Source organism: Kitasatospora sp. NPDC058046 (assembly GCF_042885595.1).
GTDB lineage: Bacteria > Actinomycetota > Actinomycetes > Streptomycetales > Streptomycetaceae > Kitasatospora.
The window spans coordinates 215,986-236,737 of the sequence record NZ_JBHVRS010000014.1; the positions used below are offsets into that span (position 1 = coordinate 215,986).

At 75.8% G+C, this 20,752-nt stretch carries 17 protein-coding genes, 2 tRNA genes and 1 pseudogene; 7 read left to right on the plus strand and 13 right to left on the minus strand.

What is annotated here, in order from left to right; translation table 11 throughout:
* The first annotated feature begins 124 nt into the window (after positions 1–124).
* Positions 125–1,786 carry a glucose-6-phosphate isomerase gene (gene pgi / locus ACFVU7_RS26895; RefSeq protein WP_074005110.1) on the plus strand — a complete coding sequence of 554 codons (1,662 nt, stop codon included), beginning with the start codon at positions 125–127 and terminating at the stop codon, positions 1,784–1,786.
* 146 nt (positions 1,787–1,932) lie between these two features.
* Here the strand turns inward: pgi and ACFVU7_RS26900 are convergent.
* The 3 genes from ACFVU7_RS26900 to ACFVU7_RS26910 all read right to left on the minus strand — a co-directional run bounded on the left by ACFVU7_RS26900 (position 1,933) and on the right by ACFVU7_RS26910 (position 3,157).
* A tRNA-Lys gene (locus ACFVU7_RS26900) sits at positions 1,933–2,006 on the minus strand.
* 68 nt (positions 2,007–2,074) lie between these two features.
* The gene (locus ACFVU7_RS26905; protein WP_388047513.1) at positions 2,075–2,677 is read right to left on the minus strand and encodes a bifunctional DNA primase/polymerase; all 603 of its coding nucleotides are present in this window, start codon (positions 2,675–2,677) and stop codon (positions 2,075–2,077) included.
* Positions 2,678–2,803: 126 nt separating this feature from the next.
* Positions 2,804–3,157, minus strand: coding sequence for a hypothetical protein (locus ACFVU7_RS26910; RefSeq protein WP_074005111.1), 354 nt, complete (start codon positions 3,155–3,157; stop codon positions 2,804–2,806).
* A 290-nt stretch (positions 3,158–3,447) separates the two neighbouring features.
* Here ACFVU7_RS26910 and ACFVU7_RS26915 point away from each other — a divergent pair, with 290 nt between their 5' ends.
* Positions 3,448–3,774, plus strand: a complete 327-nt coding sequence (locus tag ACFVU7_RS26915) for a hypothetical protein (RefSeq protein WP_049651948.1) — start codon at positions 3,448–3,450, stop codon at positions 3,772–3,774.
* 24 nt (positions 3,775–3,798) lie between these two features.
* Here ACFVU7_RS26915 and ACFVU7_RS26920 read toward each other — a convergent pair whose 3' ends face one another.
* From ACFVU7_RS26920 to ACFVU7_RS26930, 3 genes are read right to left on the minus strand one after another with little or no spacing between them, the layout of a single operon-like run.
* Positions 3,799–5,160, minus strand: a complete 1,362-nt coding sequence (locus ACFVU7_RS26920; protein ID WP_388047515.1) for an AAA family ATPase — start codon at positions 5,158–5,160, stop codon at positions 3,799–3,801.
* Complete coding sequence (locus ACFVU7_RS26925; RefSeq protein ID WP_380777989.1) at positions 5,160–6,758, minus strand: hypothetical protein; 1,599 nt, start codon at positions 6,756–6,758, stop codon at positions 5,160–5,162. The genes ACFVU7_RS26920 and ACFVU7_RS26925 overlap by 1 nt, the downstream gene beginning before the upstream one ends.
* Positions 6,755–7,984: a hypothetical protein gene (locus tag ACFVU7_RS26930; protein ID WP_388047516.1), complete on the minus strand. Its 1,230-nt coding sequence runs from the start codon at positions 7,982–7,984 to the stop codon at positions 6,755–6,757. The genes ACFVU7_RS26925 and ACFVU7_RS26930 overlap by 4 nt, the downstream gene beginning before the upstream one ends.
* Positions 7,985–8,237: 253 nt before the next feature.
* On the opposite strand from ACFVU7_RS26930, the gene ACFVU7_RS26935 reads away from it, so the two are divergent.
* Positions 8,238–8,894, plus strand: a complete 657-nt coding sequence (locus tag ACFVU7_RS26935) for a histidine phosphatase family protein (protein ID WP_074005115.1) — start codon at positions 8,238–8,240, stop codon at positions 8,892–8,894.
* Positions 8,895–8,952: 58 nt separating this feature from the next.
* On the opposite strand, the gene ACFVU7_RS26940 is transcribed toward ACFVU7_RS26935, so the two are convergent.
* Positions 8,953–10,584, minus strand: a complete 1,632-nt coding sequence (locus tag ACFVU7_RS26940; RefSeq protein WP_388047518.1) for a tetratricopeptide repeat protein — start codon at positions 10,582–10,584, stop codon at positions 8,953–8,955.
* A gap of 262 nt (positions 10,585–10,846) precedes the next feature.
* Here ACFVU7_RS26940 and ACFVU7_RS26945 point away from each other — a divergent pair, with 262 nt between their 5' ends.
* The 3 genes from ACFVU7_RS26945 to ACFVU7_RS26955 all read left to right on the plus strand — a co-directional run bounded on the left by ACFVU7_RS26945 (position 10,847) and on the right by ACFVU7_RS26955 (position 12,988).
* Complete coding sequence (locus ACFVU7_RS26945) at positions 10,847–11,362, plus strand: hypothetical protein (RefSeq protein ID WP_310593138.1); 516 nt, start codon at positions 10,847–10,849, stop codon at positions 11,360–11,362.
* A gap of 105 nt (positions 11,363–11,467) precedes the next feature.
* Positions 11,468–12,373 carry a spermidine synthase gene (locus ACFVU7_RS26950; protein WP_049657326.1) on the plus strand — a complete coding sequence of 302 codons (906 nt, stop codon included), beginning with the start codon at positions 11,468–11,470 and terminating at the stop codon, positions 12,371–12,373.
* A 156-nt stretch (positions 12,374–12,529) separates the two neighbouring features.
* Positions 12,530–12,988 (plus strand): GNAT family N-acetyltransferase, encoded by a 459-nt coding sequence (locus ACFVU7_RS26955; RefSeq protein WP_388047520.1) that lies wholly within the window; start codon positions 12,530–12,532, stop codon positions 12,986–12,988.
* Between the two features lie 119 nt (positions 12,989–13,107).
* Here the strand turns inward: ACFVU7_RS26955 and ACFVU7_RS26960 are convergent, their stop codons facing one another.
* The 5 genes and pseudogenes from ACFVU7_RS26960 to ACFVU7_RS26980 all read right to left on the minus strand — a co-directional run.
* Complete coding sequence (locus ACFVU7_RS26960; RefSeq protein WP_388047521.1) at positions 13,108–14,016, minus strand: hypothetical protein; 909 nt, start codon at positions 14,014–14,016, stop codon at positions 13,108–13,110.
* Positions 14,017–14,125: 109 nt separating this feature from the next.
* Complete coding sequence (locus ACFVU7_RS26965; RefSeq protein WP_049660764.1) at positions 14,126–14,572, minus strand: DUF4442 domain-containing protein; 447 nt, start codon at positions 14,570–14,572, stop codon at positions 14,126–14,128.
* Positions 14,573–14,789: 217 nt separating this feature from the next.
* Positions 14,790–14,865, minus strand: a tRNA-His gene (locus ACFVU7_RS26970).
* A gap of 186 nt (positions 14,866–15,051) precedes the next feature.
* A complete protein-coding gene (gene orn, locus ACFVU7_RS26975) occupies positions 15,052–15,654 on the minus strand; it encodes an oligoribonuclease (RefSeq protein ID WP_049660762.1) in 603 nt (200 codons plus the stop codon).
* A gap of 838 nt (positions 15,655–16,492) precedes the next feature.
* Positions 16,493–17,498: pseudogene (locus tag ACFVU7_RS26980) on the minus strand (helix-turn-helix domain-containing protein); the annotation flags it as partial.
* Between the two features lie 1,019 nt (positions 17,499–18,517).
* Between ACFVU7_RS26980 and ACFVU7_RS26985 the strand changes: the two are divergent.
* Positions 18,518–19,324 carry a GNAT family N-acetyltransferase gene (locus ACFVU7_RS26985; RefSeq protein ID WP_388047523.1) on the plus strand — a complete coding sequence of 269 codons (807 nt, stop codon included), beginning with the start codon at positions 18,518–18,520 and terminating at the stop codon, positions 19,322–19,324.
* A 157-nt stretch (positions 19,325–19,481) separates the two neighbouring features.
* Here the strand turns inward: ACFVU7_RS26985 and ACFVU7_RS26990 are convergent, their stop codons facing one another.
* Positions 19,482–20,630: an HAD family hydrolase gene (locus ACFVU7_RS26990; RefSeq protein WP_388047525.1), complete on the minus strand. Its 1,149-nt coding sequence runs from the start codon at positions 20,628–20,630 to the stop codon at positions 19,482–19,484.
* Positions 20,631–20,752: the final 122 nt, after the last annotated feature.

Here is a 20,752-nt window from a genome sequence, read left to right on the forward strand (position 1 = left end):
GCATAGGCTGAACCCGGGCAGGCCGTCAACGGAGTCGGCGCACCACCAGTACCCGCACGACCTCGGCGAACCCTCACGCCTGGCCCTGCCGGTTTCTGCACCCAGATGAATCGAGGACCCACCGATGTCGGAGACCCGCGCCGACGCCCGCACCCCGCTCGACCGCACCCCGCAGTGGGCCGCCCTGGCCAAGCACCGGACCGAACTGGGCGCCACCCACCTGCGCGAGCTGTTCGCCGCCGACCCGGAGCGCGGCCGCCGCTACACGCTCCAGGTCGGCGACCTGCACGTGGACTACGCCAAGCACCTGGTCACCGACGAGACGCTGGGGCTGCTGCGCGAGCTGGCCGCCGCCACCGGTGTCGCCGAGCTGCGGGACGCGATGTTCCGCGGCGAGAAGATCAACAACACCGAGCACCGGGCGGTCCTGCACACGGCGCTGCGCGCCCCGCGCGGCGCCGTGGTCGAGGTCGACGGCGAGAACGTGGTGCCCGCGGTGCACGCCGTCCTCGACAAGATGGCCGCCTTCGCCGACCGGGTCCGCAGCGGCGAGTGGAAGGGCCACACCGGCAAGCCGATCCGCACCGTCGTCAACATCGGCATCGGCGGCTCCGACCTCGGCCCGGCGATGGCCTACGAGGTGCTCCGCTCGTACAGCAAGCGCGACCTCGACGTCCGCTTCGTCTCCAACGTGGACGGCGCCGACCTGCACGAGGCGGTCCGCGACCTCGACCCGGCCGAGACGCTGTTCATCGTCGCCTCGAAGACCTTCACCACCATCGAGACCATCACCAACGCGGTCTCCGCCCGGGACTGGCTGCTCGGCGGCCTGGGCGCCGGCACCGAGGCGGTGGCCAAGCACTTCGTCGCGCTGTCCACCAACGCCCGGGGCGTGCAGGACTTCGGCATCGACACGGCCAACATGTTCGAGTTCTGGGACTGGGTGGGCGGCCGCTACTCCTACGACTCGGCGATCGGCCTCTCGCTGATGACCGCCATCGGCCCGGACGCCTTCCGCGAGATGCTGGACGGCTTCCACCTGGTCGACGAGCACTTCCGCACCGCCCCGCCGGAGCAGAACGTCCCGCTGCTGCTCGGCCTGCTCGGCGTCTGGTACGGCGCGTTCTTCGACGCCCAGGCGCACGCGGTGCTGCCCTACTCGCACTACCTGTCCAAGTTCACCGCCTACCTCCAGCAGCTGGACATGGAGTCCAACGGCAAGTCGGTGACCCGCGACGGCACCCCGGTGGACTGGCAGACCGGCCCGGTGGTCTGGGGCACCCCCGGCACCAACGGCCAGCACGCCTACTACCAGCTGCTGCACCAGGGCACCAAGGTCATCCCGGCCGACTTCATCGGCTTCGCCAAGCCGGTCGCCGACCTGCCCGCCGGCCTGGTCGCCCAGCACGACCTGCTGCTGGCCAACTTCTTCGCCCAGACCCAGGCGCTGGCCTTCGGCAAGACCCCGGAGGAGGTCGCGGCCGAGGGCGTGCCCGCCGAGCTCGTCCCGCACAAGACCTTCCAGGGCAACCACCCGACCACCACCCTCCTGGCCGGCGAGCTCACCCCCTCGGTGCTCGGCCAGCTGGTCGCCCTCTACGAGCACAAGGTGTTCGTCCAGGGCGCGATCTGGAACATCGACTCCTTCGACCAGTGGGGCGTCGAGCTGGGCAAGGTGCTCGCCAAGCGGATCGAGCCGGTGCTGCTCACCGGCGAGGGCACCGAGCAGCTGGACAGCTCCACCGCCGAGCTGGTCGCCCGCTACCGGGCGCTGCGCGGCCGCTGAGCCCGTCGTCCCGGGCCGTCCGCTCCGGCGGGCGGACCGGGACGCTCCTCCGGCCGTGGAAACCCGGAACGCCGGAACGCCGGAGCGTTGGGACGCCGAAACGCCGGAAGGCCCTTCGCTCTCGCGAAGGGCCTTCCGGCTGTCTGTGCGCCGCCAGGGACTCGAACCCCGGACCCGCTGATTAAGAGTCAGCTGCTCTAACCAACTGAGCTAGCGGCGCCTGCTGACAGAGAAGACTCTAGCAGCGCCGTGCGGCCGAGCCAAAATCGAATAACGGACGCCCCGCGTTCACCCCCCGGTCACGACGGCCGCCCCGGCGGCAACCGGCGCGCCCGGCTCGCGCGCCGCCCGGACGCAGGCCCACAGCACCACCGCGGCGCCGGGCAGCCGGGGGGCGCGCCGCTCCGGCGCGACGATCCACCGGCCGGCGCCCTGCCCGGGGGAGTCCGGGCTGTTCACCATCCGCTGCAGGGGCGGCACGGTCACCGCGTCGCCCTTGCCGTGGCACAGCAGCGGCGGAACGTCCCGGGCCCACTCCTCCCAGGCCAGCAGCCGGCGCAGCCGGGGCGCCGCGCCCGGCTGGACGAACAGCAGCAGCCGCCCCCGGTGGACGGCCACCGGCCCGCAGCCCGGCCCGGACGCCCACAGCTCGTCCAGCACCCGGCGGCCGAACAGCGCCGGCATGCTGATCACATCGAAGGCGCGCCCGCAGGGCAGTACCGAGGGCGCCCAGGGGCGGCTCTCCCACAGGGCGCGCATGCTGCGCGGGTACTCGCTGGCGGAAGCGAGCCAGGCCTCCCCGGCCGCGCCGACGCACTCCACCGACGGGTGCATCACCGACGGGTACGACACCGACTGCTGCGTCACCGATTGCTGCGTCCAGATCTCCACGGAGAGCAGCCTGTGCGGCGCACGCCCCCGGTGCGACGGAAAGCGCGGTTCGCCGGACAGCGCGGCGGGGACGGCGTACCCTTCCCCGCCGCGCATATGCCAGGGGCCCGTGTCGGCCGCGGGCGCTCAGTCCTCGTGCCGGCGCGGCTGGAGCAGGGTGCGGCCGTACTCGATCATCTTCGCGGCGTAGTCCGGGGTCCAGTCCGCCCGCCGGGCGACCTCGGCGTCGGACAGCGCGTCGAACCGGCGCGGGTCGGCGAGCTGCGCGGCGGCGACCGCCTGGAAGTCCGTGGCCCGCTCGGCGGCGGCCCGGAAGGCCAGGGCCAGCTCCGTGGAGCGGCGCAGCAGCTCCGCCGGGTCCTCGATCGACTCCAGGTCGAAGAATCGTTCCGGCTCGGGTTCGGCGGACTGCGGCTCGAACAGCAGCTGCACCGGACGCAGGCGCCTGGTGGGCTCGGACGACTCTGGGGAGTCGGGCATGGACGGACACCTCCGGGTTTCGGGTGGGGGTGGGGGAAATCTGCTCCGGGCTGCGCCGCCCGGTCGTGGCCGCCGTCCATTGTCTCGCGGCGGGGGCCCGTAGCGGAACGGTGCGCACGCGAGCGCTATTCCCCGGCGCACGCCGGGCGCGCGACTCGTGCGCCGCGCTTCCGGATCGCATGCGAACCGGTTGTCCGGGTGCGCCCGGTGCACCCGGTGCGCCCGGGCTGCCCGACGAAGCCGAGGCAGCCGATGAAGCCGACGAAGCCGACGAACCGGAGAGAACCCCCATGCGTGTGAGAAGAGGCCTGACGGCCCTCGCCCTGTCCGTCCTGTCCCTGCTGGGCGCCCTGCTCGCGGTCGCCGCCTCCGTCGCCCCGCCCGCCGCGGCCGCCGAGACGGCGCTGGTGGTCACCGGGGAGCCGAGCGCCCCCGGCGGCGCCTCGACGGCGACCTGCCCGGCCGGCACCCACCTGACCGGCGGCGGCTACCGGCTCCAGCCCGACGCGGACGGTCCGGTGCGCGCCGACGGCCCCACCGCCGACGCGCGCGGCTGGAGCGCGCAGGCGGAGCGGGGGTCGGTGGTGGCCTACGCCGTCTGCGAGACCGAGGACTGACCTCGGCGGCCGGCCGGACGGGCCTCAGCGCAGGTGGACCCGGTGGCGGCCCAGGTGCTCCAGCACCTCGTGGTTGGCCTCCCAGCCGTCCGGAAAGGCCACCGGGACGCCCAGCTGCACCGGCTCGGTCGCGGGGTGCTCGTCCAGCAGCTCGGCGATCCCGGCCCGGGCCACCACGATGCAGGCGTGCCGGTGCCGGGAGGCGAGCACGCAGAGCCGGCCGGTCTCCAGGTGGAAGGCGGTCGCGTCGGGGCGCCCGGAGAGCGGGTGCAGCACCACGGTGACGTCGTACTCGCGGCCCTGCAGGCGGTTGGCGGTGTCCACGGTGACGGCCGGACCGGCCGCGCCGTCCACCGGCACGCCCGCCTTGAGCAGTGCCGCGCGCACGGCCGCCGCCTGGTCCCGGTGGGCGGTGCCGACGGCGACCCGGTCCGCGGTGAGCGGGGCCTCGCCCTGCTCGGAGTGGGCGGTCAGCCCCCGCTCCAGCAGCCGGCGGACGGTGGCCGCGACGGCCGCCACGGCCTGCGGGTCGGTCCGTACGGTGTGCCGGGCGGGCAGCTCCAGCAGGGCCCAGCCGTGCTCGGCGGCCCGGTCGATCACCGCGTCCAGCGCCGAGCCGTCCGGGCGGACGGCGGCCGTCAGCCGGCGGTCGTCCGGGCCGGTACCGGAGCGGAACGGCGTGTACGGGTAGAAGGCCCGCGAGATCAGCGGCGCGGCGCTGGCGGGCAGCCGCCAGGAGACCGGCAGCCGGTGCGGCTCGATCTCCGGGTTGTGCGCCAGCATGGTGACCACCGCGCTGCCGGACGGGTCGTACGACAGCCCGGCCCACTGCTCGGTGCCGACCACGGTGAACGGGTCCAGCTGGCCCGGGTCGCCGACGAACAGCGCCCGCTCGAACAGCCGGGCCACCGCGAGCAGGGCGTCCGAGCGCATCTGGTACGCCTCGTCGACGATCGCGTGCCGCCAGGGCGCCTCCGTCCGCACCCACTGCCACTTGGCCGAGGTGGAGATCACCACGTCGTGCTCGACCAGGTCGGCGACCTTGTCGGAGGGCGTGACGTTGGCGTGCTTCAGCACCTCCGGGCCGGGCCGGGAGTCCGCGGCGTGCAGCCGGCCGATCGTCAACTCCGGCGCCTTCTCGGCCAGTCGGCCCACCAGGTCGTCCACCTGGCCGTTGGTCTGGGCGACGATCATCAGCCGCTCGCCGGCGCCGACCAGCTCGCGGGCGGCCCGCACCACGAGCGTCGACTTCCCGGCGCCGGGCGGGGAGTCCACCACCACGCCGCGCGGGGCGCCGGCCGGCGGACGGACGGTGGCCGTCAGGATCCGGGCCACCGCGGCGTCGGCGGCCGCGCCCGGGGCCTGCTCGGGGATCGAAGTGGTCATCACTCCCACTCCTCGGAGACGGACGGGGCGGGTACGGGCGTGGCGCCGGGCGGGCCGCCGTGGGTCCAGGGGGTGTCGTCCGGCTCGGGCAGCGGCGCGGACTGGCGCACCGTCAGCTCGAACAGGGTGAAGGTGACCGGCTCGCCGGGCTCGGGCAGGCTGCCCGGCTCCGGCTCCTTCCTGCGGCCCATGCCGGAGAGCACCCGCAGGGTGAGGGTGCCCTCGGCGGTGTCCACCGCGACGATCTCGGCCTTCTGCGGGCTCGGGCCGTGCACCCGGTGCACCTCCCGGCCGAGGTCCGCGTGCGGGCGGTCGGCGGTGCGCAGGGTGACCAGCGGGCGCGGCTTGGGGGAGCGGCCGGTGGTGTCCCAGTCCGGCACCACCTCCGTCACCACGCCGCTGAACGCCTCGCCGGACAGCCGGTGCTCGGCCATCGCCAGCGGGTCGTCCAGCGCCTCCTGGACGTCCAGGCGGGCCTGCTCGCGCTCGCGCTGGGCGAGCTTGCGGGCGGCGGTGACGGCGTCGTCCTGCCGGGGCTGCGGCGGCTCGCCGGCCGCCAGCCGGTCCCGGTGGCCGGTGTAGGACCAGCGGTCGCCCGTCCAGCGCTCCGCCAGGTGACCGGCCGGCGGCAGGGCGCGCAGCAGGTCCAGGCCCTGCCAGACGTCCCGCCAGGTGGGCAGCAGGACCGACGCCAGCGCCTCCTCCAGCGCCGTCACCGCCGCCCGCACGGCCGCCCGGGCGCGCGCGGCGGCGGCCTCGTCGCGCTGCTCGGCGCTGTGCTGCAGGGCGCCCACGGCGGAGTCGTAGCGGGTGATCGCCGGGGCCAGCACGAACTCGTCGAAGCGCGGGTCGGTGGCCGGGCCGGCCGGCGGGTGCAGCAGCTGACCCCGGTCGTCCCGGGCGGACTCGGCCAGCTCGGCCGCCCGCGCGCCGGTCAGGCCGTCCGGCGGGCGGTGCCAGGCGAGCCGGGCCGCCAGGTGCTGGTCCTCCAGGTGGCTCTGGCCGGTCGCCCAGTGCCGGGCCAGCAGGCCGGTCATCGGCAGCAGCAGCGAGGAGCCGGGCACCTGGGCGCGGTCGGTGAGGTGGGTCAGCCAGCGGCCGAGCAGCGGCACCCGGACCGGCGCCGGGTACGGGCCCGGCTCCTCGTCCTCGGCGGTGCGGCGGAAGCGGGTCGAGCGGCCGATCAGGGCGAGGTGGTGCACGCCCGCGCCGTTCGGCACCACCAGCTGCGGGGCGTCCGCGCACAGCTCGCGGAACACCTGGGTCTTCTCGCCGGTCTCCGGGTCCTTCTCGGAGCCCTCGATCTGCTCGACGTCCTCGGCGAAGGACTCCAGGTAGGGCAGCAGGTCGGCGGCCAGCTCGGCCAGGAAGTCGAACCGCAGGGTGCGGTTGAGCGGCTGCGGCACCAGGTGCAGCCGGGGCGCGTCCCGGTCGGTGCCGAGCATCACCGCGAGCGGCGCGCCGGACTCGCCGGCGGCCGTCAGCGGGACCAGCACCATCGGGCGGTCCGACAGGTGCCGGTGCCGGACGGTGGCCAGCGGCTCGGCCCGGCCGCTGCGGACGGCCTCCAGCCGGGCGAGGGTGGTGAGCAGGCTCATGCGCGAGCCCCTTGGTTTTCCGCCCCCACGGCGCCGGCGCCCAGGGCTTCGGCGCGCAGGGCGGCCGCGTAGGCCAGGCGCTCGGCGGCGTCGTCCGCGCCGTCCAGGTCCTCGCTCTTGGTGCCGGCGGCGGCCAGCGCCTCGGCGACCGTACGGATGCTGCCCAGCTCGCCGCGCACGCCCCGGCCGAGCTGCTCGACCCGGTCGTCGCAGCGGGCCCGGGCGCGGCAGTGGAAGCCGAGTTCGCAGGTGGAGAGGCAGTCCGGGCTGTAGGCGGCGGGCACCGCCTCGACCGAGGCGGCCAGCTGTTCGGTGGTCCGGGCCGGCGCGCCGTCCTCGTCGGCGGCCAGGTCGAAGTCGGCGTCCGGCGGCAGCGCCGCCAGCAGCCGGCCGATGCCGGTCATCCGGCCCAGCTGGCGGCGGGTGGTGGCCAGTTCGCGGCGGACGTCCACGGCGACCGCGGTCGGCCGGTTGCCGAAGTCCTTCGGGCAGACCAGCAGCACGCTGGTGCGCGGGCTGCCCGGCAGCCGCTGCTCGGTGTACGGGTCCTCGGCGAGCGGCTGCCCGGCCGCCGCGGCGGCGAGCCGCTGGAGCGCCAGCACGTACACGGCGGCCTGCCGGGCGGCGGCGCCGACCTTGGCCGGGTCGGCGCCGCCGTCCAGCACCGGGAAGGACTTGATCTCGACCACGGTGCACCGCCCGCCGTGCACCACCAGCGCGTCCGGCTCCAGGTAGGCGGTGCTGCCGGCCACCCCCAGGCGCAGCATCGGGTGGTCCAGCAGCGTCCAGGCCTCCGGGTCGGCGGCGGCCAGGGCCAGCGCCTCGGCCGTCCGGTCGGCGCGCACGGCCGGGCCCGAGCGGTGCAGCAGGTCCGGCACCAGGAGCGGGGCGTGCCCGTCCGCCGGGAGGCCCAGGTGGTGGCGGAGCGGCTCCAGCAGCGGGGCGAAGCCGTCGGCCTTCAGCCGGGACTCGAAGATCACGCCGCGGGCGATGGCGAAGGGGGACTGCCCGAAGGGGGCCGGGCGGCCGAGCCGGGCCGCCAGCACCGACTTGTCCACCCCGGCCGCGTCGAGCACGGCGCGGCGGTGGCAGCCCGGGTTGGCGGCCAGCGCGGCGAGGGAGCGGGCGTTCAGACTGCGCTGCGGGGCCGGTCCGCGCAGCTCCGCGAGCCGCTGGGCGAGCGGCTCAGCGGGCCCGCGCGGCGGGACGTTCGTCGAGACGTTCATGGTGCGGCCCAGTGTCGCATCCAGGTCCGACAACGCGGTGCGGACCGGCCGTTGGAGAGGCGGTCCGCAGCCGGAACCGGACGTCCGCCGCCCCCGGTCCGCGGCCGGAACCGGACACCTGCCGCCCCCGGTCCCGCGGCCGCCGGGACGGGCCCCTCGATCGTGGTCGCCGCCCGGGTGGGGGATCATGGAGCCCGGTGCTCAATGGTGAGACCGACCGACCGTTGCCACCGCCCCGTCGCTAGGAGTCCCCATGCCCGCCCGCATCGTGCTGGTCCGCCACGGCGAGACCGAGTGGTCCGCCACCGGCCGCCACACCGGCCGCACCGACATCCCGCTGACCGAGGAGGGCCGGGCGATGGCCCGGGCCCTCGGCGCCCGCCTCGCCAAGGCCCCCTGGAACGGGCTGCCGGACGCGCTCGTCTACACCAGCCCGCTCGGCCGGGCCAAGGAGACCTGCGAGCTGGCCGGCTTCGGCGACCGCGCGGTGGAGCGTCCGGAGCTGATGGAGTGGGACTACGGCCGGTACGAGGGCCGCACCGGCGCGGACATCCGCTCCAGTGACCAGCCCGGCTGGCTGATCTGGCGCGACGGGGTGCCCGGCGGCGAGAAGCTCTCCGAGGTGGCCGCCCGGGTGGACGCCTTCCTGGCCGGCCTCAACGAGGAGCACGGCGTCCCCGCCCCGGACACCACCGTGATGCACTGCGCCGACCGGGACGTGATCCTGTTCGCCCACGGCCACCTGCTGCGCATCCTCACCGCCCGCTGGCTGGGCCTGCCGCCCGAGTACGCCCAGCGGTTCAAGCTCGGTACGGCCGCGCTGTGCGTGCTGTCCTGGGAGTACGGCGCCCCGGCGGTGGAGGTCTGGAACGACCTGTCCCACCTGGAGGGCCTGGCCGCCGGGCACTGAGCCCGCCGGCCGGCCGGGCGGCTCCGGGACCCGTCGCGGCCAAGCCCGGCGGCGGGGCTCAGGCGGCCGCCGCCCGGTCGTAGTCGGTCAGGAACCGGCGCACCTCGGGCACCGCGACGTGCGGGCGCAGCCGCCCGGCGGTGTCCGCGAGCATGCTCCGGATCCGGGCCGAGCGGACGGCGCCGAACAGCGCGACGGCGGCCGAGCCGTGGTGCGCCGCCCCCGCCAGGTCCCCGCGGCCGAGCCGGTCGTGGGCCAGCTCGGCGGTGTACAGCACCCGGTTGCGGACGAAGTGCGGCTTCTGGAGCGCTATCGCCAGCCCGGCCTGCTCGCTCGCGCGGTCCCAGTCGCCGAGCGCCGACCAGCACTGCGATTGGAGGCCGGCGATCTCGGCCTCGCCGAAGAAGGACATCCACTCCGGGTCCCGCCCGCCGGGGCCCCGGTCGAAGAGGGCGTACGCCCGGCCGAGCGCGCGCTCGCAGGAGACGCGGTCCTGGAGCAGCGCCCAGGCGCCGGCCTCGCGCATGGCCAGCAGGGCGAGCAGCCGCTCGGAGCCCAGGCCCCGGGCGGCGACCTGCCCGGCCTGGGCGGCGCGCAGCGCCTCGCGCGGGCGGCCGGCGTCCCTGGCCAGGAAGGCGCTGTTGCAGAAGACGTGCGCCTCCAGGGCGGAGTCCCCGGCCATCCGGGCGGTGGCGAGCGCCTCGGAGTAGAACGAGCGGGCGTCCGCGAGCCGGTTCGAGTCGTGGGCCAACCAGCCGACGGAGATGGCGAGTTCGCCCGCCCCGGTCTGCAGCCGGCGTTCCGTCTCCGGGCTGTACTCGCACTCGTTGAGCAGTACGTACGCGTTGCGCAGCGACCGCCCGGCGAGCTCGTACAGGGCGTCGGCGCCGTGCGCGTCGTCGGCCAGCCGGATCTCCCGGACGGCCTGTTCCACGCCGAGCACCTCGGCGGCGCCGACCCGGCGCAGCGGCCCCACCGGCCCGGGCCGGCCGGGCACCAGCGGTTCGCCGCCGAGCAGCGACGGCGCGGTGAACTCCGCACCGGGGAAGGCGCCTTGGCCGGCGAGCGCACCGGGGGCGCCGTCGGCGCCGTCGGCGCCGGCCTGCCGGCCGGCCGCCGAGGCCGGTCGGTCGATGCCGATCACGGAGGCCAGCGCGGTGGTGCCGCCGGCCAGGAACGTACGGCGACGCACGTCGTCGTTCTCCTCGTCGAGATTGGGCGATCCATCGGGCCCCCTGGGCACCGTCCCGCGGCTCGGCCACGGGGGCCCGTCCGGTGCGGCTGGATCCGTGTACGGCGAGGCAGCGTACGGGAGTTGAGTGGAGAGAGGTGAGCGCGGGGCGGGCGGGGGCGGGAACGTCGGGTGGAGCGGAGGGGGTTCGCTCCACCCGACGGACCGGTCCGCCGGGCGGCGGCGGACGGAGGTCCGGGGGGCGAAGCCGAGGTCGGTGAGCGCGCGGTCCGGCCACATGTGCCGGAACACCCGCTCGTAGGCGTAGTTGGGGCAGCGGATCTCACCGGACTCGACCCGCCCGACGTACCGGGCGTCGCAGGACACGTGCTCGCCGATCTCGCGGGCGGCCCTGCGGACGGCCGTGGCGAACTCGCCGGGAGAGCGGTCGCCGCGCAGTGCGCGCATCACGGCGTTGGGGGACGGACGGTTCGGCTCGGCCGGTGGGGTGGCTGCCATGGCGCCGAGAGTACTCGGAGTCACCGAGCGGACACATTCGGTTGGTGGGACATATCGTGTCAATCCCGGGTAAAAAGGGCGATGTTGCGGGGTATCCGCCATGAAATGCCATGCCTTGCTGTAATGCGCCCCGTGGCCTGCGCCACGACCCCCGCGTTGTCCTGGTACGAGGAAGAAGCCCACGCCGTCGCCCGGCCCGTCCCAGCCGGGTGGCCCCTCCCAACGGCTGTGCTTCCGGACCCGACGAGGTACAGGAGAGCCCATGATGGCCACCGGACTGCCGCAGTACCGACCCGTCCCCGGGGGAGTGCTCGCCGGCGCGGCCCCCGCCCTGCTCCCCGAACCCGCCGACGACCGGCTCTCCGGCCGGGGACCGGTCGAAGGCGGCCGCCTCCCCCGCGGCGGCCACCGGCGCGAGCGCACCGTCCCCGAGGAGGGCGCCGTCGTCAGCGCCTGCGACACCGTGACCGTCGCCCTGCGGCACGGCCTGGAGGCCGTCGACATCCTGAGACTGCGCCGCGCCTGCGGAGTCGTCCTGCAGAGCCGCAACGGCAGCACCGTCTCCTTCCTCGTCCCGGCCGGCACCTGGGAGACCTGGCACCTGCCCGGCAGCTCCTGTACCGCGGGCGCCCTGCTGCCCGCCGCCACCGACCCGCGCTGGGTGATCCCGCCCTCCGGCACCGGCCGCACCGCCCGCCCCACCGACGCCTGGGTCCTCCGATCCGCCCTCTGCGAGGCCGCCTGCACACTCACCGCGGGCGGCCTCGGCCCGTTCTAGCGGGCGTGCCGCGCGGACCCCGCCGGGCCAGTCGACCTCCGGCCGGGCCCCCGTGGCACGCCCCTGACCAGCGGACGTCCCCCGGCGGCGGCGATAATGGCCGCCATGGGACGAAGCAGCAGAGCCGCACGCGGACCGGAACCCGAGGCCACCACCGGACCGGGCGGACGCACCCACGCCCAGGGCCCGCTCAGCCGCCCCGTCGGCTCCGGCCTCGCCGAGCTGCGCCCCGACCGCGACCGCCCCGCCGCCTGGTCGCTGCTGATCGACGGCGCCCCGCAGTCCCTCGTCGACCTCGCCGACCCCACCCGCCTCGGCTTCGAGTACCAGCGCCGGCTCGGCCACCTGATCGACCTGGTCGCCCCGCCCGGCCGCCCGCTCACCGTCCTGCACCTCGGCGGCGGCGCCCTCACCCTCGCCCGCTACACCGCCGCGACCCGGCCGCGCTCCCGCCAGCAGGTCGCCGAGATCGACACCGCGCTCACCGAACTCGTCCGCGCCGAACTCCCCCTGGAACGCGGCTGGCAGATCAAGGTGCGCGGCGCGGACGCCCGCGGCGTGCTGGAACGCACCCCCGAGGACAGCGTCGACCTGGTGATCACCGACGTCTTCTCCGGGGCCCGCACCCCGGCCCACTGCACCACCGTCGAGTTCACCACCCTCGCCGCCCGCGCCCTCGCCCCCGGCGGCTGGTACGCCGCGAACATCGCCGACGGCGGCGCCCTGCCCTTCGCCCGCTCCCAGGTCGCCACCCTCGCCGCGGTCTTCCCCGAGCTCTGCCTGATCGCCGACCCCGCCGTGCTGCGCGGCAAGCGCTTCGGCAACCTCGTCCTGGCCGCCGCCCACACCCCGCTGCCGATCGCCGAACTCACCCGCCGCGCCGCCTCCGACCCCGCCCACGCCCGGGTCGAACACGGCCGCGCCCTCACCGACTTCGCGGCCGGCGCCGTCCCGGCGACGGACGCCACGGCGGCCCCGTCCCCGGAACCGCCGCCGGGGGTGTTCCGCTGACGGGCCGCTCGTCGCGGTAGGGGGTTCGGCGGTCCTGCGGGTGCTTCTCCGCACCGCTTCTCCGCGCCCGCTCCGCCGGCCGTAAAACCGTTTGCCGACGACCGAGTCGCGGTCGACAATGGCGCTGCCGTCCGGCCAGCGACCCGAGGGGGCGTCATGGAGATCAGACCGGCCCGGCCGGAGGAGGCCGCGCTGCTCACCGGCATCGCGCTGCGGTCCAAGGCGTGCTGGGGCTACGACGAGGCGTTCATGGCCGACTGTCGGGCGGAGCTGACCGTGGACGCCGGTGTGATCGAGCGGTCGGCCACGGCGGTGGCCGAGGACGACGGGCGGGTCCTGGGCTTCGTCTCGCTCTCCGGGGCGCCGCCGACCGGGTCGCTGGACCTGCTCTTCATCGAGCCCGAGTCGATCGGCCGTGGCGTCGGCCGCGCGCTGTTCGAACGGGCGAAGGGCCTGGCCGTGGCACTCGGCCTGTCTCGGCTCATCATCGAATCCGATCCGAACGCCGAGCCGTTCTACCTCGCGATGGGCGCCATCCGGATCGGCGCCGTCCCGTCCGGTTCGATCCCGGGGCGCGAACTCCCGCTGCTGGCCGTGGACCTGGCCACGCCTTAGGCGGGGGCGGAGCGCTGCCGCCCGGCCCTGGGCCCGGTGGCCGGAGGTGTCCCGCCGCCTTCTCGCGGCTGCGCAGCGTCCCCATGCCTTACGGGGCGGTCCACTGCGGCCGGGGCCGCTCAGTGGCCGCGTGGCAGTCCGCGGTGCTTGCACATGGCCGCTCCGGTGAGCAGGAGTCCGGCGGCGATGGGGACGAGGACGGCGGTCGCGGTGGCGGAGCCGTCTCCGGAGCCGGCCGCCGTGGCGGTGTCGGCGATGGCCGTCGTCCCGGGCGTGCTGCCATGGTCCGGCGCGGGGGTGGCGGTGGAGTCCGCCGTGCTGCCGGCTTCGGTGGTGGGTCCGCCCTCGTCGACGGCGGTGGCCGCCTCCTGGAGCAGGGGTTCCGTCGCGGCCTCGCGCTGCCGGGGGATGGTGGAGGGGGCGCCGCCGCGGTGCCGGGTGGCGGAGGGCGGGTCGGCGGGTTCGCCCTCGCGGGAGGCGCGGGGGCCGTCGGGCCGGGCCTGGGCGGGGACGGTGCCGAGCAGGCCGGAGGCGAGCGCGAAGGCGTCGGGGACGGCCGCCCGCTGGCCGGGCAGGGGTAGGCCGCCGGCCCGGATGCGTTCCTGGAGGGTGCCGCCGACGGCCCCGGCGACGCCGGTGATCCCGCCGGCGGGGCCGTTGCCGGTCGGCTCCCCGGCGGGCCCGGGGGAGCGGCCCGGCGGTCCGGACCCGACGGGACGTTCGGCTGACTGCCCGTCGAGGGCGGGTCCGTCGAGCACCGGCCTGTCGAGCACCGGCCGGTCGAGTGCCGGTGCGGCCTGCAGCGCGCGGCGGACGGTGGGCCGGGCCGGGTCCGGTACCGGGTCGGCGGTGGCCGCGTACGCCCCGGGGGCGCCGAACCCCCAGAGCTGTGCGAGCAGGGCCCCGGCGGCCGCGAGGACCCGGGGGCGGGGCAGCCGCCGGGCGATCCCGCGGCGGGCGCCGGCGACGCCGCGCGGGGCGCCGCGGGGGACGGGTTCCTGGGGCTTGGTCGCGTGATTGGCTCGCACGTGAATCGAGAACGAGCGGCCGGGCGGTGAGGTCACGCCCGCCGTCACGGACAGTCATCGTACGGGTGGCCCCGGGCCTGTTCTCCCGGGGCCACCGACCGGGTGGCGGTCAGGAGTTGGGGCGCAGGGTCCAGGTGACCGTCATCACGCCGGTGACGGCGCCGTCGGCGCGGGTGATCTCGACGGTGACCGGGAACTCGGGGCGGCCGCCGGCGTCCAGCTCGGCGACGACCTCGGCGGCCGGGCGGCCGAGCAGTGCGGTGGCGGTGACCTCGCCCATGGCCAGCTTCTTGTACGCGATCTCGGCGTTCACGGCGAGCGGCACGGCCCGGGACAGCTGGTCGCCGAAGGCGGCGAGCACGATGCAGCCGCTGGCGGACTCGGCCAGCGTGAACATCGCGCCGGCGTGCGGGCCGCCGACGTGGTTGTGGTACGCGGGCTGGTCCGGGAGGCGGAGCACGGCGCGCTCCGGGGTGGTCTCCAGGTACTCCAGCTTGAGGGTGTGCGCCATCGGCACGGTGGAGTCGAGCATCTGGCCGATCGTGGGAGTGGTCATGGCGACGATGTTACTAGTCGGTAGCTTCCGAGGGCAGGGGTCGCCGCAAAGCCGATCCGGCGGGCGCGTGTGAGGGAGCGCACACGCGGACGAGGGGGCGCGTGCGCAGCTGAGGCCGTGTCCGGCTGAGGCGGTGTTCGACCGAGGCCGTGTTCGACCGAGGGAGGCGAAAACGCCTGAGGGGCCGATCTCTTGAAGAGATCGGCCCCTCAGGCTCTGGGGTGAGTGACGGGACTCGAACCCGCGGCCACCTGGACCACAACCAGGTGCTCTACCAACTGAGCTACACCCACCATCTGTCCGGCCCGTTCCCGCTCTCGCGTTCCCGTTCCGACAGGAAGAACTCTACAGGATCCGAGAGGGTGCTCGCGCCAGGGTTTCGCTCCGGCGAACGCGGGCACCTTCCCGGTCCCTCCGACAGGGGTCCGCCGGGCGGTTCCGGGCGGTTCCGGGGTGGGCCGCCCGGGGCGGGCCCGGGCTCAGCCCGCCGGGGCCTGGTACTTCCCGGCGATCGCCCGCGCGGTGTCGGCGTCCGGGCCGGGCTGCGGGACGAACACCGCCTCGCGGTAGTACCGCAGTTCGTCGATGCTCTCCCGGATGTCGGCGAGCGCCCGGTGGTTGCCGCCCTTCTGCGGGCTGTTGTAGTACGCCTTCGGGTACCAGCGGCGGGCCAGCTCCTTGATCGAGGAGACGTCCACGATCCGGTAGTGCAGGTGCTTCTCCAGGGCCGGCATGTCCCGGGCCAGGAAGCCGCGGTCGGTGGCCACCGAGTTGCCGCACAGCGGGGTCTTCCCGGCCTCCGGCACGTGCTCGCGCACGTAGGCGAGCACCCGCTCCTCGGCCTCGGCCAGGGTCACGCCCTGCTCCAGCTCCTCCAGCAGCCCGGAGGCGGTGTGCATCTCGCGCACCACCTCGGGCATGTTCGCCAGCGCCTCGGCCGGCGGCCGGATGATGACGTCCACGCCCTCGCCGAGGATGTTCAGCTCGGAGTCCGTCACCAGCACCGCGACCTCGACCAGGGCGTCCTGGTCGAGGTCGAGGCCGGTCATCTCACAGTCGATCCATACCAAACGGTCATTCACACAACTCACCCTACGGCGCGATCACGCGCCGCGGGGACCGGTGGAGCCGAGCGGGGTGCCTCGGCCTGGTGCTCCTCCGGCCCGTCGTGCGTGCCGTGGCCGTCCGGGTGCTCGCCCTCCCGGCCGGTCAGGACCGTGTGGCCGTCCCGTCCGGTCCGGACCTCGCGCGCCGCCCGGGCGCCCTCGGGCGCGGGTCGGCCGGCCTGGCCGCGGACCTGCGGAGCCCGGGCCTGGCGGCCGCGGAGCTCGCCCGGGCCGGAGCCCGGCTGCCCGGCCGGGGCCGGCATCCGTCCGGTGGCCGCGCCGTGGCCGCGCCCGGCCGAACCGGGGTCGTCCGCGGGCCGCTCGGCCGCGCTCCGGTGCCCCTGGCCCTGACCGCGCACCCCCGGCTGGGGGAGGCCGTCCTCCGCCGCCGCGTGTTCGGCGGTGCGCGGCGGACGACCGGTCCCCGACCCGGCCTGCGGCGGAACCACCGGCGGCCGCAGCGGACCGCGCCCAGCCGCACCCTGCTGCCCGGGGTGCGACTGCTGCGAGGCCTGCTGGTGCGGGTACGGCTGACCGCCGCGGGCGTGGAAGGCCTGGCCGGTCGGCGTCCCGACCTGGCCCGGACCGAACCCGCCGGGCTGGCCGTGGCCGCCCGGCTGCCCGTGCGGCACCGGCTGCCCGTGCGAGCCGACCGGGAGCGGCGCGCCCGGACCGGCCGGGAACGGCTGCCCCGACGGCATGCCGTGGGCCCCGCCGAACAGCGGACCGCCCGCCGGGACGACCGCGCCCGCCGGGTGCGGGATCGCTCCGGACAGCCGCAGGTCGCCGAGCGCACCGGCCGGCGCGGTCGGCTGCTGACCGGGACGGCGGGCCCGGTAGCTGGTCCGGTACGCGGCCGGGGAGACCCCGAGCTGGCGGCGGAAGTGCCCGCGCAGCGCCACCGGCGAACGGAACCCGCACCGGCGCGCGACGTCGTCCACCGACAGTTCCGAGGTCTCCAGCAGCCGCTGCGCCTGGAGCACCCGCTGGGTGATCAGCCACTGCAACGGCGCGCTGCCGGTGAGCGTGCGGAACCGCCGGTCGAAGGTGCGCCGGCTCATGTACGCGCGAGCCGCCAGCACCTCGACGTCGAACTGCTGGTTGAGGTTCTCCAGCGCCCAGGTGACCACCTCGGCCAGCGGGTCGTTGCCGATCTCTTCAGGTAAAGACTGATCGATGTACTGGGCCTGTCCTCCGCCGCCGCGGCGGCTCGGCACCACCAGGCGGCGGGCCAGCGCGTTGGCCGCCTCGGCGCCGTGGTCGCTGCGCACCACGTGCAGGCACAGGTCGATGCCGGCGGCGGTACCGGCCGAGGTGAGCACGTCGCCGTCGTCGACGAACAGCTCGCGCGGGTCGACGTGGACCCGCGGGTAGCGCTTGGCCAGCGTCGGCGCGTACATCCAGTGGGTGGTCGCCGGGCGGCCGTCGAGCAGGCCGGCGGCGGCCAGTACGAAGGCGCCGGTGCAGAGCCCGATGATCCGGGCGCCCTCGTGGTGGGCCTTGCGCAGGGCGGTGATCGCCTCGACCGGCGGGGGCTGGGAGATCGAGCGCCAGGCCGGTACGACGATCGTGCCGGCCCGGGCGAGCGCCTCCAGGCCGTACGGCGCGGAGAGGGTCAGTCCGCCGGTGGTGGCCAGCGGGCCCTCCTCGCCGGCGCAGACCAGCAGGCGGTAGCGGGGCACCCCGGCGTCCTGGCGGTCCACGCCGAAGACGGAGAGCGGGATGGAGCTTTCGAAGATCGGGGCGCCGCCGAAGATCAGCACCGCGACGGTCTCCCGGCGGCGCCGGCCGGACAGCTTGCGCGGGGCGGAGGCCGTCACCGGGGTCGGGGAGCCGTTCGCTCCGGGCCCGCCGTGGCCCAGCGGGCCGTGGCCGGAGCCGAGCGCGAGGCCGCCGAGCGGACCGCCGCCCGGCCCGGCGGCGACGGTGCCGCCGCCGTTCGGGCCCGGGGTGCCGCCGCCGTAGCCGGGGTGGCCGGAATGACCGGGGTGACCGAGCTGGCCGCCGTAGCCCGGGTGGCCGGAATGGCCGGGGTGGGCGGGATGTCCCGGGTGGCTGGAATGGCCCGGGTGCTCGCCGCCGTAGTTCTGGCCGGGACTGACGGGTCCTCGGCTGACGGGTTGTCCGCCGAAGGACTGTCCGCCGAAGGCCGGCTGGCCCCCGTAGGCGGGCTGTCCTCCGTAGGATGCCGCCGCGCCGTGGTCCGCCGTGGCCGGCGCCGCGCCGGGGCCGATGCCGGTGCCCGCCCCGGGGGAGGGCACCGCGGAGTACGAGGAGTGCGAGGCGGCGCCCGGGGTGCCGGAGGTGCGGGTGGTGGCGATCGCGGCGGTGCCAGTGCTTCTCGCGGACCGACCCGAGCTGCCGGCCGCCGCCTGGCCGCTATCAGGACCCGCGTCGCTCCTGCTCACCCTGCTCAAGGCGCTCAAGCCCCCTCGGTGGTGTGGTGTGGGTGGTGCGGCACTGCTGGCCAAGATCGAAATCTATCGGGTGGACCATTGCCGTTGTGACAAGTTCACCATCCGACGCTATGTCGACATGGCAATTTGGCGTGATGCATTCGATCACGAAGCGTGGCACCCGTCGACCTTTCTGGGAAGAGGGCCGGGGCAACGGTGGCTGGTTGTCGCGGGACGGTTCCTGGGGCGTCCGGCTCCGGTGCGCCCGGCCGGCTGGTCTGGGCTGCGGATTTGCCCAAGCGGGAGGGATCGGCGCGAAATTGACCGAAAATCGGCGGTGCACGAGGGGGCGCACGGGGAGAAGTCGTGCGCCTCCCAGGCTTCATCCGGCCAAGCCTGGGACGGCGGAACCGGGAACCGGAGCACCGGGTTACGGTCCTGCCGTGAACACCAACAGCCGGCTCGAACGGGCCAACGACAACGCCGCCGCCTTCTGGCTCGCCCAAGCCCGCGTCCACGGCTGGCAGTCCCGCACCCGCCCGGGGCTGACCGCGGTCCGGTGCGCCCGGACCCCGGACGACGCGCACCGCATCGTGGTGACCCGCCCCTACGACGAACCGGCCGCCGTGGCGCAGGAGTTGGCGGAGCTGATGGCCGATTGGTCGACCATACGCTGCACCGTGGAGGACCCGTACGACGGGCTCGACCTCACCGGCCTCGGCGCCACCCGGATGCCGCTCATGCCGGTGATGGTCCGGGATCCGGGACCGGTCGAGGGAGCGACCACCGACCTGCCCGTGGTCTCGGAGGCGCACGGGGGCGGCGTCCTGACGGTCGATGAGGCGCGGGACGGCGACAGCTTCGCCCTGGTCGAGCGGACGATCGTGGAGGGCTTCCCGCTGCCCGCCCGACAGCCCTGGGTCCGGGGCGAGGCCCTCCCGGAGCGACTGCTGGACGTACCCGGCTGGCGGGGCTGGCTCGGCCGTGTCGACGGCGCGGTGGCGGGCACCTGCCTCACCTATGACGACGGCCAGGCAACCGGCGTGTACTGGGTCGCCACCCTGCCCGAGCAGCGCGGCCGGGGCGCGGCCCGCGCCGTCCTCCGGACCGCTCTGGCCCACGCGCACCCGGACCGCCCGGCCACCCTGGTCGCCACCGCGCTCGGCGAACCGCTCTACCGCAAGCTCGGGTTCGTCGAGCAGGCCCGCACCTGCTGGTGGACCCGTACAGCGGTGGCGGCGACGGCGTAGCCGGGGCGGCGGGTGGAGTCGGTGGGGCGGGCGAACGGCTGACGGCGGCGCGGGGGCGGGCAGGGGCGGCGGGGGAGCGGGGGAGCGGGGCCGGAGTGGGGCAGGGAAGTAGGGGGCGGGGAAGCGGAGGGGGCTCGGGCGGGGTGTGGCCGAGGCCTTACTGGGCGGCCGCCACGGCGGTCGCGGACGACGCCGCGGACGAGGCCGCAGGGGGCACGGCGGCAAAGGCGGTCCGGGCGGGGACGGCGCCGTCGGGCCCGCTGCCGAGGGGCTTCGGACGGACGGCTCCGGCCGTGACGGTGGCCGCGGCGCCGGCCGCGGTCGGTGCGGGGCGGAGGCCGTCCGCGGCCGGACCCGGTCTGCTCCCCGCCCTGGTCCCGGAGCCCGGGCCGGTCTCCGGACGGGCCTCGGCGATCAGGGCAAACCCGCCGGATCGGTTTCGGACACCCGGCCCACCTGCGGCGGTGGCCTGGCCGGCGGTCCCGGCGGTCGCGGGAACGGATGCACTCGGGCCGTCCACGGCGGCCACCGCGGGACGTGCGCCGGACCGTGCGCCGACCAGCGCCGTCGCGTGAACCGGTGCTCCCGCCGCGGCCTTCCGGAGCGGCCCGCCGGAGCGGACGTCCGGCCGCGGCGAGGGCGCGTTCCGCGCGGCGAGGACCTGGCCGACGGCCTCCGGCAGACCGGCCGCCTTCAGCGTCGGCCGGTAGCCGCTCTCCGCCCAGGGTCGGCCGTGGTGCAGCCAGACGCTGCGCAGTCCGGTGAGTTCGGCACCGGCGATGTCGGCGGGCGCGTGGTCCCCGATCATCCAGGTGTGCTCGGCCCAGTCCCCGGTGGGGGCGATGCCGCACCGCTGAGCCGCCATCTCGAAGATCAGCGGGTCCGGTTTGACGCAGTCGGCCTCCTCGGAGATGACCCAGCCGTCGACCAGGGGGCCGAGCCCGGTCCGCCGGATCTTCTCCAACTGCGGCCGGGTGCCGCCGTTGCTGACGATCCCCAGTGTCCACCCGGCGGCCCGGGCGACCCGGAGCGCCTCGATGTGCCGGGGCGGGCAGTGGATGTGGGAGTTGATGCCGCGTCGGTAGTGAGCGGTCAGGAAGTCGGCGGAGACGTCCAGCCCGTAGCGCCGCCGGACTGCCGACAGTACGGTGCTGCGCGGTACGTAGCCGCCGCCGTCGAGGGTGACGAACCAGTCGAGGTCGACCGGCGGGAGGTCGTGCTCGGACAGGAAGTCCTGCGCCCAGGCCCGGTAGGCGGCGTCCCGGGGCAGCAGGGTGTTGTCGAGGTCGAACAGGAGCAGGGACATGCCGAGCATGGTGCCAGCGGCCGCGCCTATGCATATGGCAAATGCCAGACGGCGTCGCGAAGCCGTACGCGTTGGCTGAAACGGCCTCCGCACCCCCGTGGCGGGCGGTGAGGCGCGGGCTC

Bases quoted from the DNA above. Each gene is read 5' to 3' on its own strand.
- pgi (WP_074005110.1), top strand. From the start codon at position 125: ATGTCGGAGACCCGCGCCGACGCCCGCACCCCGCTCGACCGCACCCCG.
- ACFVU7_RS26910 (WP_074005111.1), bottom strand. From the start codon at position 3,157: ATGCCCGACTCCCCAGAGTCGTCCGAGCCCACCAGGCGCCTGCGTCCG.
- ACFVU7_RS26915 (WP_049651948.1), top strand. From the start codon at position 3,448: ATGCGTGTGAGAAGAGGCCTGACGGCCCTCGCCCTGTCCGTCCTGTCC.
- ACFVU7_RS26920 (WP_388047515.1), bottom strand. From the start codon at position 5,160: ATGACCACTTCGATCCCCGAGCAGGCCCCGGGCGCGGCCGCCGACGCC.
- ACFVU7_RS26925 (WP_380777989.1), bottom strand. From the start codon at position 6,758: ATGAGCCTGCTCACCACCCTCGCCCGGCTGGAGGCCGTCCGCAGCGGC.
- ACFVU7_RS26930 (WP_388047516.1), bottom strand. From the start codon at position 7,984: ATGAACGTCTCGACGAACGTCCCGCCGCGCGGGCCCGCTGAGCCGCTC.
- ACFVU7_RS26935 (WP_074005115.1), top strand. From the start codon at position 8,238: ATGCCCGCCCGCATCGTGCTGGTCCGCCACGGCGAGACCGAGTGGTCC.
- ACFVU7_RS26940 (WP_388047518.1), bottom strand. From the start codon at position 10,584: ATGGCAGCCACCCCACCGGCCGAGCCGAACCGTCCGTCCCCCAACGCC.
- ACFVU7_RS26945 (WP_310593138.1), top strand. From the start codon at position 10,847: ATGATGGCCACCGGACTGCCGCAGTACCGACCCGTCCCCGGGGGAGTG.
- ACFVU7_RS26950 (WP_049657326.1), top strand. From the start codon at position 11,468: ATGGGACGAAGCAGCAGAGCCGCACGCGGACCGGAACCCGAGGCCACC.
- ACFVU7_RS26955 (WP_388047520.1), top strand. From the start codon at position 12,530: ATGGAGATCAGACCGGCCCGGCCGGAGGAGGCCGCGCTGCTCACCGGC.
- ACFVU7_RS26965 (WP_049660764.1), bottom strand. From the start codon at position 14,572: ATGACCACTCCCACGATCGGCCAGATGCTCGACTCCACCGTGCCGATG.
- ACFVU7_RS26990 (WP_388047525.1), bottom strand. From the start codon at position 20,630: ATGTCCCTGCTCCTGTTCGACCTCGACAACACCCTGCTGCCCCGGGAC.